Here is a 14386-nt window from a genome sequence, read left to right as displayed (position 1 = left end):
GCCGTTACCTGTGGCCCTCGATCTTTTCTCGTGCGGCGCTTGCGATAAAGGCAGAGCGCGTCAGTCCGCGACGGCTGGCCTCGGCATCTATGGCCGCCAGCAGGCCGGCGTCGAGCGACAGATTGGCTCGAACGGGCCGCCCTGAATCGATCAGCACCGGAATCATGACGGCGGATTCGCCCGCAGAGCTATCGATCTCGTCCGCTCTCAACAGATCTGCCAGCCTGCGTGCCTTGGGCAAGGAAGCGCTCTTCGCCAATCGTGCTTCGACCCATTCGCGCACAGCCGATGTCGCATCGGCAATCGCCTCTTCGGGGTTTGCGCCGCCACCATGGCAACCGGGAAGATCAGGGATCCGCACACCCCAAACATCGTCCGCGCCGTCGAGAATCCCCACATAGTGCGTCATGCGTTCCGTCCTCAGATCCATCCGGCGAGCCGGGCGATCGACCGCGCGACACCGGGCGATTGTTCGCGATGGTGACTATTTCAATTGCCAACCGTCAGAGCAAATCATACTCGATAAAGCCTGTCCTGCGCGCGACGTGGTCATAGAGCTTGCGCGCGGTGGCATTGGTCTCGTGCGTCATCCAGTAGACGTTTTTTACCCCGATCTTGCCGGCCTCCTGCTTCACCGCCTCGATGAGGGCCGCGCCGATGCCCTTGCCGCGCACATCCGGGTCGGCGAACAGGTCCTGCAGGTAGCAATTGTTTTTCTCCGACCAGCCCGAGCGGTGGTAGAGATAGTGGGTGAGGCCGACGGCCTTGCCGTCGAGGGTAGCGATAAAACCCTTCGGCTCGAATTCGCCTGTCGTGAACAGGCGCTTCCAGGTGACGGCGTAGACCTCTTCCGGCAGCTTGGTTTCGTAGAAGGTCAGGTAGTCGGTCCACAGGCGGCGCCAGTCGGCGCGGTCGGATTGCATGAGCGGGCGGACAACGATCTCAGACATTTTATCTCCTCCGAAGGGTTCTGGCCGAAGCTGACGTGGTCTTCGGCCGGCGGCAACGGTCCACAGCCGGGAAAGCGCTAACGCTGCCTTGCTATTGCTGTCTTCTCGCCATGAAGGCCAGCCGCTCGAACAGATGCACATCCTGTTCGTTCTTCAACAGGGCGCCATGCAGCTTGGGCAGCGCGCTCTTGGCGTCGACGCGCAAATCCTGGGGCGCGATGTCGTCGGCGACCAGCAGGCGGATCCAGTCCAACGCCTCCGACGTCGACGGCTTTTTCTTCAGCCCCGGCACGTCACGGATTTCGTAGAATTGGGTAAGCGCCGCGCGCACCAGGTTCTGCTTGATGCCGGGATAGTGGACATCGACGATCCTGTGCAGCGTATCGACATCGGGAAAGCGGATGTAGTGGAAGAAGCAACGGCGCAGGAAGGCGTCCGGCAGTTCCTTCTCGTTGTTGGAAGTGATGATGACGATGGGGCGGACGGCGGCGCGGATGGTCTCGCCGGTCTCGTAGACGAAGAACTCCATCCGATCGAGTTCCTGCAGGAGGTCGTTGGGGAATTCGATGTCGGCCTTGTCGATCTCGTCGATCAGGAGCACGACCTTTTTGCCGCCCGCGAATGCCTCCCAAAGCTTGCCGCGCTTGATGTAGTTCTTGATGTCGTTGAACCTGACATCGCCGAGTTGGCTGTCGCGCAGCCGCGATACGGCGTCGTACTCGTAAAGACCTTGCTGCGCCCGCGTCGTCGATTTGACATGCCATTCGATGAGGTCGAGGCCGAGTGCCGCCGCCACCTGGCGGGCAAGTTCCGTCTTGCCGGTGCCGGGCTCGCCCTTGACCAGCAGCGGCCGTTCCAGCGCAATCGCCGCGTTGACCGCCACCATCAGATCCTTGTCGGCGACATAGGCCGCCGTGCCTTCGAAACGCATTTTTGCTCCTCGGTTCATTCCGGGGACCGTAAGGAGGCCCTCTGGTCCGCGCAAGGGCGGGTCTGCAACGGCGATCAGGCCAACCGGTTCGGAAAGAGCGCCGTCTCTCTGGCGCTTGGGCCACCATCGGCATATATTGGCGGAGGCGGTCTGCGCTTCCCGGCAGGAGACACTTTTCCCCGGGGCCTTAATGATCCTTAGGGAGCTGTCCCTGGGAAGACCCGTGGGTTTTCTCACACGGCGCCCACCTACTTTGTAGGCACCCGGGATCGACCTCTCCACCGGTTGTGTGGATCGTCACTGATTGCCATTGTCCATGCATTTCGGTGGATGATGCGGTAGAAAACGTCGTTCCTAAAACTCCACCAAGATCCGACCTTTTCTATCGTCTGAGCATGACATCCTCAAAAGATCTGAAAAAGCATCTGCGCCTCGAGGCACTCGCTCGCCGCGACGCGCTCGATGAATTCTGGCGGGTCGAGGCCGCGCTCGAAATGGCGGAGACGGCGCGCGACCACCTGGAGATCGGGCCTGGCCAGATCGTCTCCGGTTTCTGGCCGATGCGCTCGGAGGTCGATGTCAGGCCGCTGATGTTCGCCTTGCGTGAGCAGGGCGCACGGCTCTGCCTGCCTGCCATTCTCGACAAGACCACCATCGTCTTTCGCGAGCTGGTTCGTGGGGCGCCGATGGTCGACATGGGCTTTGGCACGGTCGGGCCGCACGCGGAGGCCGAAGTTCTCGACCCCTCGGTCATGCTGGTGCCGCTCGCCGCCTTCGACGCGCGCGGCCACCGCATCGGTTATGGCGCCGGCTATTACGATCGCGCGATCGCGAAGCTCGTCGACAAGGGGCATGCGCCCCGGTTGGTCGGCATCGCCTTCGACTGCCAAGAAGTCTCGCAAGTTCCCGACGAGCCCCATGACGTGGTCATCCCGGAAATACTCACCGAGAGCGGGTTGCGCCGCTTTGCGCCAAAATTGTAGATAGTTCTTTGAAACGCATGATCTTTGCCGAAAAGTCATGCAACTTTTCGGGATCAGGCATAGATGAGACTTCTCTTCCTCGGGGACATGGTCGGCAAGACGGGCCGCACTGCGGTGTGGGAACAATTGCCTGGCCTGATCTCCGACTTCAAACTCGATTTCGTCATCGTCAACGGCGAGAACGCCGCCGGCGGTTTCGGCATCACCGAAGAGATTTTTCGCGAGACGATCGCGGCGGGCTGCGATGTCGTGACCACCGGCAACCATGTCTGGGACCAACGCGACGCGCTGGCCTTTGCGCCGCGCGAGCAGCGTTTCCTGCGGCCCTCCAATTTTCCCAAAGGCACGCCCGGGCGCGGCTCCGGCGTCTACATCGCCAAAAACGGCGCGCGCGTGCTGGTTGCCAACATCATGGGCCGGGTGTTCATGCATCCCGAGCTCGACGATCCGTTCCAGGCCGGCGAACGTGAACTCGCCGCCTGTCCGCTCGGTGAGCAGGCTGATGCGGTAGTGATCGACTTCCACGCCGAGGCGACCTCGGAGAAAATGTGTTTCGCGCATTTCGTCGACGGCCGCGCCAGCCTCGTCGTCGGCACCCACACGCACCAGCCCACGGCCGATCACCAGATCCTCAATGGCGGCACCGGCTATCTCTCCGACGCCGGCATGTGCGGCGACTATGATTCCTCGCTCGGCATGGACAAGGAAGAACCGCTCAATCGGTTCCTGTCGAAGGTGCCGAAAGGCCGTTTCGAGGCAGCGACCGGCCCGGCGACATTGTGCGGCGTCGGCGTCGATATTTCCGACCGCACCGGGCTGACCGAGAAGATCGCGCCGTTTCGTCGCGGGCCACGACTGGAGGAAACCGCGCCGTCCTTCTGGTCGTGACATTGATATGGGGGGTCGCAGTACCTAATTGCCGGCGACACTGCTCTAGATCGTAGGGGACGACCTCCATGCAGCTTTTCGAATTCCTGGCGCCGCATTTTCAATTCGTCTCCGACCCGACCGCATGGGTCGCATTGCTGACGCTGGTGGTGCTCGAGATCGTGCTCGGCATCGACAATCTGATCTTCATCTCCATCCTGACCAACAAGCTGCCCGTGGAGCAGAGGGCTCGTGCGCGCCGCCTTGGCATCTCGGCTGCGCTGATCATGCGCCTGGTGCTGCTCGCCACCATCTCAGTCATCGTCCAGCTGACGACGCCGGTCTTCACGGCCTTTGGCCACGGCTTTTCCTGGCGCGACCTGATCCTGATCGCCGGCGGCCTGTTCCTGGTGTGGAAGGCGACCAAGGAGATCCATCACACAGTCGACCCCGACGACCATCAGGACACGATGCTGGGCGAAACGCTCAAGATCTCGCTTGCCGGCGCGATCTTCCAGATCCTGCTGCTCGACCTCGTCTTCTCGGTCGATTCCATCATCACCGCCGTCGGCATGACCGACGAGATCGCCATCATGTACATCGCGGTCATCGTGGCCGTCACGGCAATGATGCTGGCAGCCGGTCCGCTGGCGGACTTCATCGCCAAGAACCCAAGCATCGTCATGTTGGCGCTGGGCTTCCTGCTGATGATCGGCATGACGCTGATCGCCGACGGCATGGGCTACCATGTGCCCAAGGGCTACATCTACGCCGCGATGGGTTTTTCGGCGCTGGTCGAGGGGCTCAACATGCTGGCGCGGCGCCGCAAGAAAGCGAAGTCCGGCGAAGGGCGCTGACAGCACAGAGTTCAGCAGGGGCCAGCGCGATCGGTTAGCCAGGGGCTGCCTTGCCTGATAGCGAGATGATGCTTTTGATGCGGAAGCTCGGGCCCGGAATTAGTCCGACCTCGTCTAAGCGCTCACCAGGCGTCGGGTTCGCGCACCATGTGGATGATGTTGGCCGGATTGCTGATCCAGCCGCCACGGAAATGCGCGCCCAATGGCTCGATGGCATCGCAACGCACGATGCCTGCCTTGGCCAGATGATCCGCGGTGCCTGGAAAATCCTGCGTGAAAAGCTCCAGCCAGATTTCGGCTTGGCTCATCATCGGCGCTTCGTCGATCCACAGCCTGTTGGGGCCGAGCTCGAAGCCGATGGCCGGCGCCTTGGCGGTGGAGGGCTTCAAGCCGACGACATCACGATAGAAGGCGATTGTCGCCTCATACCGATGCGGCGGCACTTTCATAGCGATGTTGACGCCGCCGGTGATCTTCGCGGTCATGGTTCACGTCCTTGTTAGGGTGCTGGTTGGCTGGTTCATCTGGCATTCCGTCATGGCAGGTTGATCTGCCAGGAAACGCCGAACCTGTCGTTCAACCAGGCAAAACGGCGGCTGAAGCCATAATTGTCTGGCGGCATCAGGAAGCCGCCTCCCTTGGCCAGGGTTTCGACGATGCGCTCCAGTTCCTGTTCGGAGGAACAGTCGACGTAGAACGAGGCCGACGGTGTAAAGGTGAAGGCGTGGTGAACCGGGCTGTTGTAGACCATCACCTCCAGGCCGCTGATGGAAACGCGCGCCAGCTTGAGTGCTCCTTCCGGACCATCTTCGCCGGAACCGTAACGTGTGACGTCAAGGATGCTGCTGCCGGGAACGGTCTCGCAATAAAGGGTCATTGCCTCTTCGGCCTTGCCCTCGAACATCAGGAATGGCCTAACTTTCGTCATCGCTTGTCTCCGTCTGTCCTGTCGTTGCTCAGACGTTGTTTTCGCTGGCGGGTTCGCCTTTCGTCTCGCTGCGGTAGTAGCCGTCGCGCAGATTGATGCCGTATTCGACATAGGCCTTCATGCAGGCCAGCATCTGTGACCAGCCCTCGCAATTCAGATAGGACTTCTTCAGGCCGACCGCGCCTTCCTGCCAGCCGCTCTCGGCTATGGTGACGAAGGTGCCGCCATCGTCGAGCGGCTCGAAATTCATCTCGATGCGGGTCTTGTAGGCGGGCTTGCCGTCGGCGTCGGTGGCATCCCAGCGCAGCACGATGCGGCTGTCCTTGACCACTTCGTCGACCTGGACCGGCACCTTGCCCCACCAGACGACACCCGAACCGGCAACCAATGGCGCGCTGGCGCCACCGATGGTGGTGAAATAAGCGCTGAGCTTCTTCGGATTTACGACCGCGTCGAAGACCTCGGCGACCGGTTTGCCGATGCGCCCTGAAACACTGAATCCAAGAGACATATCCACAGCTCCTTGCTTGATCGCGACGATAATATGTTATATAAACATAACATGTCAAGCCAATCCCAGGACGACAATGTTTTCAAGGCGCTGGCGCATCCGCGCCGGCGCCAAATGCTGGATCGGTTGAAAGACGAGCCCAAGACCACCGGCATGCTGTGCGATGCCTTTCCCGACATCGACCGCTGCACCGTCATGCTGCATCTCAAGGTGCTGGAGGAGGCAGATCTGATCGTCGCGCGCCGTGACGGACGCGAGCGCTGGAACCATCTCAATGCGCTGCCGATCAAGCAGATCCACGATCGCTGGATCAGCCAGTATGCCGGCCATGCGCTCAGCATCATCGACCGGCTGAAGTCCGATCTGGAAGCATAGGCACGGCCGGGATCGCCGCAGCACGGCGCGGCTGGACGAATTGAGCCGATTTATCTATAAGCCGGCCATTCCGACAAAGAGCGCCGTACGTCCTCTGGACGCATCAAGGACGTTCTGAAATTGAATTCGAGCCTTTTGCAAAGGCGAGGTGACGCATCTCGCGGCAGGATGCTCTAGCCGAACACGACAGGGGTGCCATGGCTGGCCATTCACAGTTCAAGAACATCATGCACCGCAAGGGCCGTCAGGATGCGGTGCGGTCGAAAATGTTTTCCAAGCTGGCGCGCGAAATCACCGTTGCCGCCAAGAGCGGGACGCCCGATCCATCGATGAACCCGCGGTTGCGCCTGGCGATCCAGAACGCCAAGGCGGTGTCGATGCCGAAGGACAACATCCAGCGCGCCATCAACAAGGCCTCGATGGGCGATGCCGAAAACTACGAAGCCGTGCGCTACGAAGGTTATGGGCCGGGTGGCGTCGCCGTGATCGTCGAGGCGCTGACCGACAACCGCAACAGGTCGGCATCCAATGTCCGTGCCGCCTTCACCAAGGCCGGCGGGGCGCTCGGCGAAACCGGATCGGTGTCGTTCATGTGGGACCGCGCCGGCGAAATCTACTATCCGGCTTCGGCTGGCAGTGCCGACAAGATCATGGACGCGGCCATCGATGCCGGTGCCGACGATGTCGAATCGGACGAGGAAGGCCACACGATCTATTGCGCCTTCGAGACTCTCGGCGAGGTGTCCAAGGCACTTGAAGCCTCGCTCGGCGAGGCCGAATCGGTCAAGGCGATCTGGAAGCCGCAGAACAATGTCCCGGTCGACGAAGAGCGGGCGCAGTCGCTGATGAAGCTGGTTGCGACGCTCGAGGACGATGACGACGTGCAAAGCGTCTACGCCAACTTCGAAGTCGACGACGAAACCTTGGCCAAGCTCAGCGCGGCGTGAGTTGCAGAGCGCCGCGCGGGCGGAAGTGTACGCGGACATATGGCCAAGGAGTCCTTGCCTAAAGTATAGATGGGTCAGTTGTCGGCGGGAGGGGAGATGACTGACGAAGGGATTCAACTTGCCAATGCGATTGCTTGGCCTCGGCGCGGTGGCTTTTGGCGACGGCTGTTCGCTTCGCTTATCGACTATCTCGTCATCTTCGTCGCTCTTTATTCGCTGGTTGCGGCCTTGTTTCTGTTGACCGACGGCGGTGTGAAAGGCAGCTTTTGGCTGAACTGGAAAACGTGCCAGTCCGCCAGTCTGAACGGAACAGTCGATCCTTTACTTTCCCGCTACGATTGGCAGGTTTGTGCAACATCCTTCTTCGGTTTTCCGGTGGCCAGATGGGCAGCCGGCACAAGCACAGACCCTCAATCGAAGGCAGTCTCAACGCTTTCGATAGACCTTGATTCAAACGGAAAATTTCGACCTGCGGCACTGGATCTAGGCTTCCTCCAAGTGCTAGTCTTGGCGACCTATCTTCTTGTTATGGAGGGGGCTTTCAGCCGTTCGCTTGGCAAGGGGATCCTGGCACTCTTCGTCCATGACGAATTGGATTGGCATAGGGAAGGCCTCGCTTTGCAAAAAGCCGTTCGTCGGCAGGTGGTAAAATTCTTGGGCTATCTGCCTGCCACGCTGGTCGGAGCTTTCTTTGCTTTCGAGACCTGGAAAACCGTTCCGGCACCCGTGCTGAACTATTCCCGACTGGAAATCGTAATCGCCTTCGCCGCGTCTGCCCTAGCTTTTCTCTGGCCATGCTGGATCGCGCTGGCCATCGCATTCGGCAACGAGCCAATACATGACCGGGCCGCCGGCACGACCGTGCGCGTTCTCGAGACGGACCAATGAACGCGTCGGGGAAGCCTTGCGTCGCCATCACCTACTGCACGCAATGCCAGTGGCTCTTGCGTGCCGGCTGGATGGCGCAGGAGCTGCTCTCCACCTTCGGCACCGATCTCGGCGAAGTGACGCTGGTGCCGGGCACCGGCGGCATCTTCACCATCTCGTGCAACGATGTGCTGGTCTGGGATCGCAAGCGCGACGGCGGCTTTCCGGACGCGGCGAAACTCAAGCAGTTGGTCCGTGACGTGATCGATCCGGATCGTGATCTCGGTCACGCCGACCGCAAGAAGAGCTGAGATCTTCCTGCGAAAGCAGGACGATCATTTGCCGCGCTTCCTTCCGAAAACGGCACCGATCCCGGCGCCGATCGCTATGCCCGTGCCGATGCCGACGGCGGGGTCATCCATCGCCGCGCCAAGGGCAGCGCCGAGGCCGACGCCGATCGCAATGCCGACGGCCATGGTCGAATAGGGATCGTTCACGGCTCTTCTCCCGAAAATGTGGCCGCCACAACGCCCGGATGGGCGGCCCGCAAACATGTCAACGCGAGGCGAACCAGAAGGATGCCATGGCCAAGATGGCGGTGACGGTGCGAACGTGGTTCCACATCACCCAGTCCCGGAGAAAGCCGGTCCATACGGCTGCGCCATTGCTGCTGGCCGGATCGACGGCGGCCAGCACATCGTTGAGCGGTACGTTGAAGACCATGGTCACGATCGGGTTGCCGACGAGATAGATCAGCGCGCCGGCCAGAAGCCAGAACGAACCCGGCTGGCTCCAGCCGATGATGGCGCCGGAGATGAGCACGAGGCAGACCAGCCCGGTGCCGAAGAGCGCCGTCATGAACATCGGCGTGATGACGGTGACGTTGATCGAATTCATGGCGGCGATGCCGCCCGCCGCCGGCAGGCGAGCGAACGCCGGCATGACGAAGTTGGAGAAGGCAAAGAACACGCCGCCGACCACGCCTGCGCCCAGGGCCGCGATGAAGGTGAGGGTGGGAAGAAGTTTGACGATCATGTCGGTTGCTCCAGATGCCGGTTGCGGCGGTTTGCTCTGCTTGGAAATGTGAGTTATATTCACATTTGCAAAACGTGATAAACCCTCGTATTTTGCGAGTCAAGTCATTCGAGGCGATTTTGCCGAGCGCGTTTGTTGGAGACAGTCATGGAAGGTACACCGGCCAACGAGCAGATCGCTTCGCCGCGCCGGGCACCAAGCCAGCAGCGCAGCCGCGAGCGGGTCGAGCGCATGCTGGCCGCCGCCTCGGCGCTGATCGCCGAGCAAGGCAGCGATGCCATGCGTATGGGGGAAGTCGCTGAACGGGCCGGGGTGTCGATCGGATCGCTCTACCAGTTCTTCCCGGACAAGCGGGCGATCGTCTGGGCGCTGGCCGAACGGTATACGGTGGAAAGTCAGGCCTGCATCTCGGCGGCGCTCAAGGACGTTACGGATGCAGAGGGGCTGGGCCGAGCGTTTTCGGAGCTGGTCGATATCTACTACCGACTGTTCCTGGCCGAACCGGTGATGCGCGACATCTGGTCGGGCACACAGGCCGACAAGGCGCTGCGCCAACTCGAGCTTGCCGACAGCCGGGCCAATGCCGAATTCCTCGTCGCGGTGCTGAAGCGGCTACGCCCCGGCGCCGACCCCGTCTCCCTGGAGACCACAGCCTTTCTCGTCTGGCAGATGGGCGAGGCGGCCATGCGGCTGGCGATCTCGGTCGAACGGCAGGAGGGCGACAGGCTGGTCGCAGCCTACAAGCGCATGGCGCTCAGGGAATTGCTGGCGGAGTAAGGAGCCGAAAACTCAGCCTTCGGCCAGCAACAAAAAACCCGCCACGAGGGCGGGCTCTTGATCTGCGAAAAAGCGCTTTGCCTTAGAGGCCGAAACCTTCGAAGCGCTTCTTGAACTTCGACAGGCGGCCGCCGCGGTCGAGCAGGGTCTGCTGGCCGCCGGTCCAGGCCGGGTGGGTGGTCGGGTCGATGTCGAGGTTCATCGTATCGCCTTCCTTGCCCCAGGTCGAACGGGTCGTGTATTCGGTGCCGTCGGTCATGACGACCTTGATGGTGTGGTAGTCGGGATGAATAGCGCTCTTCATGGCTCGGTTCCTGGCTTGCTGGCGCGGCTGACTGGCATAAGCCTGCGTCGATGCGCCCCTTTTTAAAACTCGAAGCCGCAGCTATTGAGGAGCCACGGCTTCTAAAACGGTCGGCGTGGCTATACATCAGCCGAAATTGAATCACAAGGCCGCGGTTAGCGCATATTGAGGCGCATACAACAAGGCGGCTAGAGGAACACCGAGATGGCGCAATCCAGCAGCGCAGACGAGCGCCGCCGCTCGCTCAAGCCGCTCAGGCGTCTGTTCCCCTATATCGGGCACTATCGCACGCTGGTCGTCGGCGCCATCATTTCGCTGGTCATCGCGGCGGCAACGACATTGACATTGCCGCTGGCCGTACGACGCATGATCGATCACGGTTTCTCGTCGTCCAGCACCACCTTCATCGCCGAATACTTTGCCGCACTGGTGGTAATGGCCGCCGTGCTGGCGGCCGCCTCGGCCGGCCGCTACTATTTCGTCATCACGCTCGGAGAGCGCGTCGTCGCCGATATCAGGCGCGACGTTTTCGCTCATGTGACGACGCTGTCGCCGGCCTTCTTCGACACCGCCCAGTCGGGCGAGATCGTGTCCCGGCTTGCCGCCGACACCACACAGGTCAAATCGGCGGTAGGCGCCACGGCCTCGGTCGCTTTGCGCAACGTCATCCTCGGCCTCGGCGCTCTCGGAATGATGGTTGTCACCAGTCCGAAACTGTCCGGCCTGGTCATTGCGGCCATTCCAATCATCGTGCTGCCGCTGGTCGCCTTCGGCCGTTCCGTACGGCGCAAGTCAAGGCAGGCGCAGGACACGCTCGCCGAGGCGACAGCCTATGCCAGCGAGCAGATCGGCGCGGTGCGCACGCTGCAGGCCTTCACCAATGAGAAACTGGTCACCGGTCGCTTTTCGGGCGCGGTGGAAGCCGCCTTCGAAGCGGCACGCACCTCGATCTTCGCACGCTCCTTCCTCACTTTCTTTGCCATCTTCACCATCTTCTCGTCCGTCGTGGCGGTGCTGTGGTTCGGCTCGCGCGACGTGCTCGACGGCAATCTGTCGCCAGGCACGCTGGGTCAGTTCCTGCTCTATTCGGTGTTTGCCGCGGGCGCGCTCGGCGCGCTGTCGGAAGTCTGGGGCGAACTCGCGCAAGCAGCCGGTGCCGCCGAACGGCTGACCGAGATCCTGGCCGAGACGCCTGCAATTCAGGCGCCAGCCGATCCGAAGCCGATGCCGGCGGCCGCCCAGGGCGCGATCGTCTTCGATGACGTCTCCTTCTCCTATCCGGCCAGGCCCGACCGCGCCGCCGTCCATGGCTTGAGTTTTTCGGTCGAGCCCGGCGAGACGGTGGCCATCGTCGGTCCCTCCGGCGCCGGCAAGAGCACCGTCTTTTCGCTGATCCTGCGCTTCTACGATCCCGAAACCGGCCAGATCCTGATCGATGGCGTCGACGTGCGCGAGGCCGATCCCATCTCGGTCAGGCAGCGCATCGCCATCGTGCCGCAGGACGTCACCATCTTCGCGGCGAGCGCGCGCGACAATATCGGCTTTGGCCGACCAGGTGCCAGCGAGGCCGAGATCGAGGCGGCGGCGAAGGATGCGCTGGCCGACGAATTCATCCTCAAGCTCGAGAAAGGCTATGACAGCCAGGTCGGCGAGCGCGGCGTGACGCTGTCGGGCGGCCAGCGCCAGCGGGTGGCGATCGCCCGCGCCATCCTGCGTGACGCGCCGATCCTGCTGCTCGACGAGGCGACCTCGGCGCTTGACGCCGCAAGCGAGACGCTGGTGCAGACGGCGCTCGAGCGGTTGATGCAGGGCCGCACCACCATCGTCATCGCCCACCGGCTGGCGACGGTGCTCAAGGCCGACAGGATCCTGGTCATGGATGGCGGCCGCATCGTCGAGGAAGGCACGCATCAGAGCCTTGTCGCCAAGGGCGGCATCTACGCGCGGCTGGCCAAGCTGCAATTCGAGACCGGCGCCAGTGCCTTCAGGGGCGCGGCGGAATAGCAGGCGCTTTTCGGCCGGCGATTACAGCTGTCGCCTCACGCGGTTCCATAGCGCTTCCGCAAATGCTCCGTGAAATACGTGGCGTTGAGTTTTTCGCCGGTGGCGCGTTCGAGCAGGTCCGGCGTCGACCAGCGCGACCCCTGCGACCATATCTTCTTGCGGCGCCAGTCGTTGATGGCCGCGAAATTCCCTTTCGCAAGGTCGTCGTCGGCTGATGGATGTTCGCGCACCAGCGCGGCCCATTGCTGCGCCGCCATCATCGCGCCCAGCGTGTAGGAGGGAAAATAGCCGAAGGCGGCACCCGGCCAGTGCACGTCCTGCATTGGCCCATCGGCCGGATTGTCAATGGTGGAGAGACCGAGATAGTCGCGCATCTTGGCATCCCAGGCTTCGGGCAGGTCAGCCACCTCCAGCCTACCCGAGACGAGTTCCTGCTCCAGTTCGTAGCGCAGGATGACATGCAGGGGATAGGTCACTTCGTCGGCGTCCACACGGATCAGGCCACGCTCGACACGATGTACATGCGGCAGGAGATCATCGAGCGACCAGGCTTCGCCGAGATGCTTTTCCACCACCGGCAGCGCCCAGCGCCAGAAAGCAGGATTGCGGCCGATCTGCTTTTCGACGAACAGGCTCTGGCTTTCATGCACGGCCATGCCGCGGGCCTTGCCGAGCGGCCAGTGCGACCACGCCTTGGGCAGGTTCTGTTCATAGAGCGCATGGCCGGTCTCGTGCAGCACGCCCATCAGCGCCGACAGGAAATCCGACGTCTTGTAGCGGGTGGTGATGCGCACGTCGCTCGGCACGCCGCCGCAGAACGGATGGTGCGATACCGACAGCGAGCCATGCGTCAGGTCGAAACCGACCGCCGCCATCATGGCAAGGCCGAGTTCGCGCTGGCGGTCGATGGCATAGGTGCCCGCAAGCGGCTTCAGCGGATGCTTGCGCAGCCGCGCGTCCTGGATCGCCAGCGCCTCCGGCACGAAGCCTTTGAGGAAGGCCTTCAGGTCGGCGAAGACGGGAGTGATGTCCGCCGTGCGGTTGCCGGGATCGTATTGTTCCATCAGCGCATCATAGGGGGCACGGCCGAGCACGTCGGAGCGCAGAGCCGCCTCTTCACGCACCAGCGCCACCACGCCTTCGAGCGCCGGCTGGAAGCCAGCCCAGTCGTTCTTGGCGCGCAGGTCGCGCCATAGTTGCTCGCAACGCATGCGCGCCGTCGTCTGGCGTTCGACGAATTCGACCGGCAGGCAGGTCAGGTTGGTGTATTGCCGCCGCAGCTCGGTCAGGGCCGCGCGCTGCTCGTCGTCCAATGCCTCGCCTTCGGCGGCGGCGATCCAGTCCGATATTTCGGGCGCGGTCGCCCTGATGTGATACATGCCGGCCAGGGCGGCCATCGCCTCGGCGCGCTTCTCGCCACCGCCGACCGCCATGTGCGTTGCTTCATCGGCGCCGAGAATGGCCAGCGCATGCTCAAGCGCTTCGAGCTTGTGGCCGAGGTCGTCGAGTTTGTGAAAGGACATGGCGGCTTCCGTGATTGAGGACGGCGCGAAAAGACACCAACGCAAAAGCGTTGGCAACCCTCGGATACCATCCGGCAGATGCAGCTTGCGCAGGCGAGGTCGAGCATGAAATGCTGCCGGCGGCACATGCAGGGGGAGCAGAATGATCGGCAACATCCTGGTCGGGCTGGTGGCCTTGATCCATGTCTACATCGTCTATCTCGAGATGGTGCTTTGGGACACGCCGCGCGGGCACAAGACATTCCGCCTGACGCCGGAATTCGCCAGCGCCTCCAAAGTGCTCGCCGCCAATCAGGGCCTCTACAACGGATTTCTCGCCGCCGGTCTGATCTGGGGGCTCACCCTCGGCGCCGCCGGTTTCCAGGTCAAGGTCTTCTTCCTGTCGTGCGTGGCCATTGCAGGTCTCTATGGCGCGGCGACGGTCGGCCGCAAGATCCTGTTCATCCAGACCGTGCCGGCGGCGGTCGCCCTGATCGCGGTCTGGCTCGGTTGGTAGGCAGGATGGGCTCGCAAGGAAAAGGGACGCC

The 14386-nt window shown here is 62.3% G+C and carries 20 protein-coding genes and 1 other RNA gene; 11 read left to right on the top strand and 10 right to left on the bottom strand.

Annotated elements, in window-relative coordinates; all coding sequences use genetic code 11:
• Positions 1–4: 4 nt before the first annotated feature.
• The 3 genes from LB536_RS10385 to LB536_RS10375 all read right to left on the bottom strand — a co-directional run bounded on the left by LB536_RS10385 (position 5) and on the right by LB536_RS10375 (position 1881).
• On the bottom strand, positions 5–409 hold the full coding sequence (locus tag LB536_RS10385) for a type II toxin-antitoxin system HicB family antitoxin (RefSeq protein WP_224591605.1): 405 nt from the start codon (positions 407–409) through the stop codon (positions 5–7).
• 94 nt (positions 410–503) lie between these two features.
• Positions 504–950, bottom strand: coding sequence for a GNAT family N-acetyltransferase (locus LB536_RS10380; protein WP_140810693.1), 447 nt, complete (start codon positions 948–950; stop codon positions 504–506).
• Positions 951–1041: 91 nt separating this feature from the next.
• On the bottom strand, positions 1042–1881 hold the full coding sequence (locus tag LB536_RS10375) for an AAA family ATPase (protein WP_224591602.1): 840 nt from the start codon (positions 1879–1881) through the stop codon (positions 1042–1044).
• Between the two features lie 144 nt (positions 1882–2025).
• Here LB536_RS10375 and ssrS point away from each other — a divergent pair.
• The 4 genes from ssrS to LB536_RS10355 all read left to right on the top strand — a co-directional run bounded on the left by ssrS (position 2026) and on the right by LB536_RS10355 (position 4588).
• A non-coding RNA gene (gene ssrS, locus LB536_RS10370) (6S RNA) lies at positions 2026–2181 on the top strand.
• A 95-nt stretch (positions 2182–2276) separates the two neighbouring features.
• Entirely contained in the window at positions 2277–2864 is a 588-nt protein-coding gene (locus tag LB536_RS10365; RefSeq protein WP_140810695.1) for a 5-formyltetrahydrofolate cyclo-ligase, read from the top strand.
• A gap of 63 nt (positions 2865–2927) precedes the next feature.
• Positions 2928–3752: a YmdB family metallophosphoesterase gene (locus LB536_RS10360; RefSeq protein WP_140810697.1), complete on the top strand. Its 825-nt coding sequence runs from the start codon at positions 2928–2930 to the stop codon at positions 3750–3752.
• A gap of 68 nt (positions 3753–3820) precedes the next feature.
• Positions 3821–4588, top strand: a complete 768-nt coding sequence (locus LB536_RS10355; protein WP_224591599.1) for a TerC family protein — start codon at positions 3821–3823, stop codon at positions 4586–4588.
• A gap of 122 nt (positions 4589–4710) precedes the next feature.
• On the opposite strand, the gene LB536_RS10350 is transcribed toward LB536_RS10355, so the two are convergent.
• Genes LB536_RS10350 through LB536_RS10340 form a run of 3 tightly spaced genes read right to left on the bottom strand, consistent with a single transcriptional unit; the run spans position 4711 to position 6027 of the window.
• Complete coding sequence (locus LB536_RS10350; protein WP_224591596.1) at positions 4711–5073, bottom strand: hypothetical protein; 363 nt, start codon at positions 5071–5073, stop codon at positions 4711–4713.
• 50 nt (positions 5074–5123) lie between these two features.
• Entirely contained in the window at positions 5124–5516 is a 393-nt protein-coding gene (locus LB536_RS10345; RefSeq protein WP_224591592.1) for a VOC family protein, read from the bottom strand.
• Between the two features lie 28 nt (positions 5517–5544).
• Positions 5545–6027, bottom strand: a complete 483-nt coding sequence (locus tag LB536_RS10340) for an SRPBCC domain-containing protein (RefSeq protein ID WP_224591589.1) — start codon at positions 6025–6027, stop codon at positions 5545–5547.
• Positions 6028–6078: 51 nt separating this feature from the next.
• Here LB536_RS10340 and LB536_RS10335 point away from each other — a divergent pair, with 51 nt between their 5' ends.
• The 4 genes from LB536_RS10335 to LB536_RS10320 all read left to right on the top strand — a co-directional run bounded on the left by LB536_RS10335 (position 6079) and on the right by LB536_RS10320 (position 8527).
• Positions 6079–6402 carry an ArsR/SmtB family transcription factor gene (locus LB536_RS10335; RefSeq protein WP_140810703.1) on the top strand — a complete coding sequence of 108 codons (324 nt, stop codon included), beginning with the start codon at positions 6079–6081 and terminating at the stop codon, positions 6400–6402.
• Between the two features lie 197 nt (positions 6403–6599).
• The gene (locus LB536_RS10330; protein ID WP_140754807.1) at positions 6600–7349 is read left to right on the top strand and encodes a YebC/PmpR family DNA-binding transcriptional regulator; all 750 of its coding nucleotides are present in this window, start codon (positions 6600–6602) and stop codon (positions 7347–7349) included.
• 96 nt (positions 7350–7445) lie between these two features.
• Positions 7446–8237: an RDD family protein gene (locus LB536_RS10325; RefSeq protein ID WP_181178219.1), complete on the top strand. Its 792-nt coding sequence runs from the start codon at positions 7446–7448 to the stop codon at positions 8235–8237.
• A complete protein-coding gene (locus LB536_RS10320) occupies positions 8234–8527 on the top strand; it encodes a SelT/SelW/SelH family protein (RefSeq protein ID WP_140810707.1) in 294 nt (97 codons plus the stop codon). Before LB536_RS10325 ends, LB536_RS10320 begins: the two co-directional genes overlap by 4 nt.
• A gap of 24 nt (positions 8528–8551) precedes the next feature.
• On the opposite strand, the gene LB536_RS10315 is transcribed toward LB536_RS10320, so the two are convergent.
• Both LB536_RS10315 and LB536_RS10310 read right to left on the bottom strand, forming a co-directional pair.
• A complete protein-coding gene (locus LB536_RS10315; protein WP_224591892.1) occupies positions 8552–8713 on the bottom strand; it encodes a hypothetical protein in 162 nt (53 codons plus the stop codon).
• Between the two features lie 58 nt (positions 8714–8771).
• Positions 8772–9251: a DUF1772 domain-containing protein gene (locus tag LB536_RS10310; RefSeq protein WP_224591585.1), complete on the bottom strand. Its 480-nt coding sequence runs from the start codon at positions 9249–9251 to the stop codon at positions 8772–8774.
• A gap of 147 nt (positions 9252–9398) precedes the next feature.
• On the opposite strand from LB536_RS10310, the gene LB536_RS10305 reads away from it, so the two are divergent.
• Complete coding sequence (locus LB536_RS10305; RefSeq protein ID WP_224591582.1) at positions 9399–10028, top strand: TetR/AcrR family transcriptional regulator; 630 nt, start codon at positions 9399–9401, stop codon at positions 10026–10028.
• Between the two features lie 82 nt (positions 10029–10110).
• On the opposite strand, the gene rpmE is transcribed toward LB536_RS10305, so the two are convergent.
• Positions 10111–10332, bottom strand: a complete 222-nt coding sequence (rpmE, locus tag LB536_RS10300) for a 50S ribosomal protein L31 (RefSeq protein ID WP_010912060.1) — start codon at positions 10330–10332, stop codon at positions 10111–10113.
• A gap of 204 nt (positions 10333–10536) precedes the next feature.
• Between rpmE and LB536_RS10295 the strand changes: the two genes are divergently transcribed.
• Positions 10537–12336 (top strand): ABC transporter transmembrane domain-containing protein, encoded by a 1800-nt coding sequence (locus tag LB536_RS10295; protein ID WP_224591579.1) that lies wholly within the window; start codon positions 10537–10539, stop codon positions 12334–12336.
• Between the two features lie 35 nt (positions 12337–12371).
• On the opposite strand, the gene LB536_RS10290 is transcribed toward LB536_RS10295, so the two are convergent.
• Positions 12372–13859: a carboxypeptidase M32 gene (locus LB536_RS10290; RefSeq protein WP_224591576.1), complete on the bottom strand. Its 1488-nt coding sequence runs from the start codon at positions 13857–13859 to the stop codon at positions 12372–12374.
• A 142-nt stretch (positions 13860–14001) separates the two neighbouring features.
• Between LB536_RS10290 and LB536_RS10285 the strand changes: the two genes are divergently transcribed.
• Complete coding sequence (locus LB536_RS10285; RefSeq protein ID WP_224591573.1) at positions 14002–14355, top strand: DUF1304 domain-containing protein; 354 nt, start codon at positions 14002–14004, stop codon at positions 14353–14355.
• The last annotated feature ends 31 nt before the right edge of the window (positions 14356–14386 follow it).

Source organism: Mesorhizobium sp. ES1-3 (genome assembly GCF_020164795.1).
GTDB lineage: Bacteria > Pseudomonadota > Alphaproteobacteria > Rhizobiales > Rhizobiaceae > Mesorhizobium.
The sequence above is the reverse complement of the archived record's forward strand: the minus strand, read 5'-3'. Positions and strand labels throughout refer to the sequence as shown.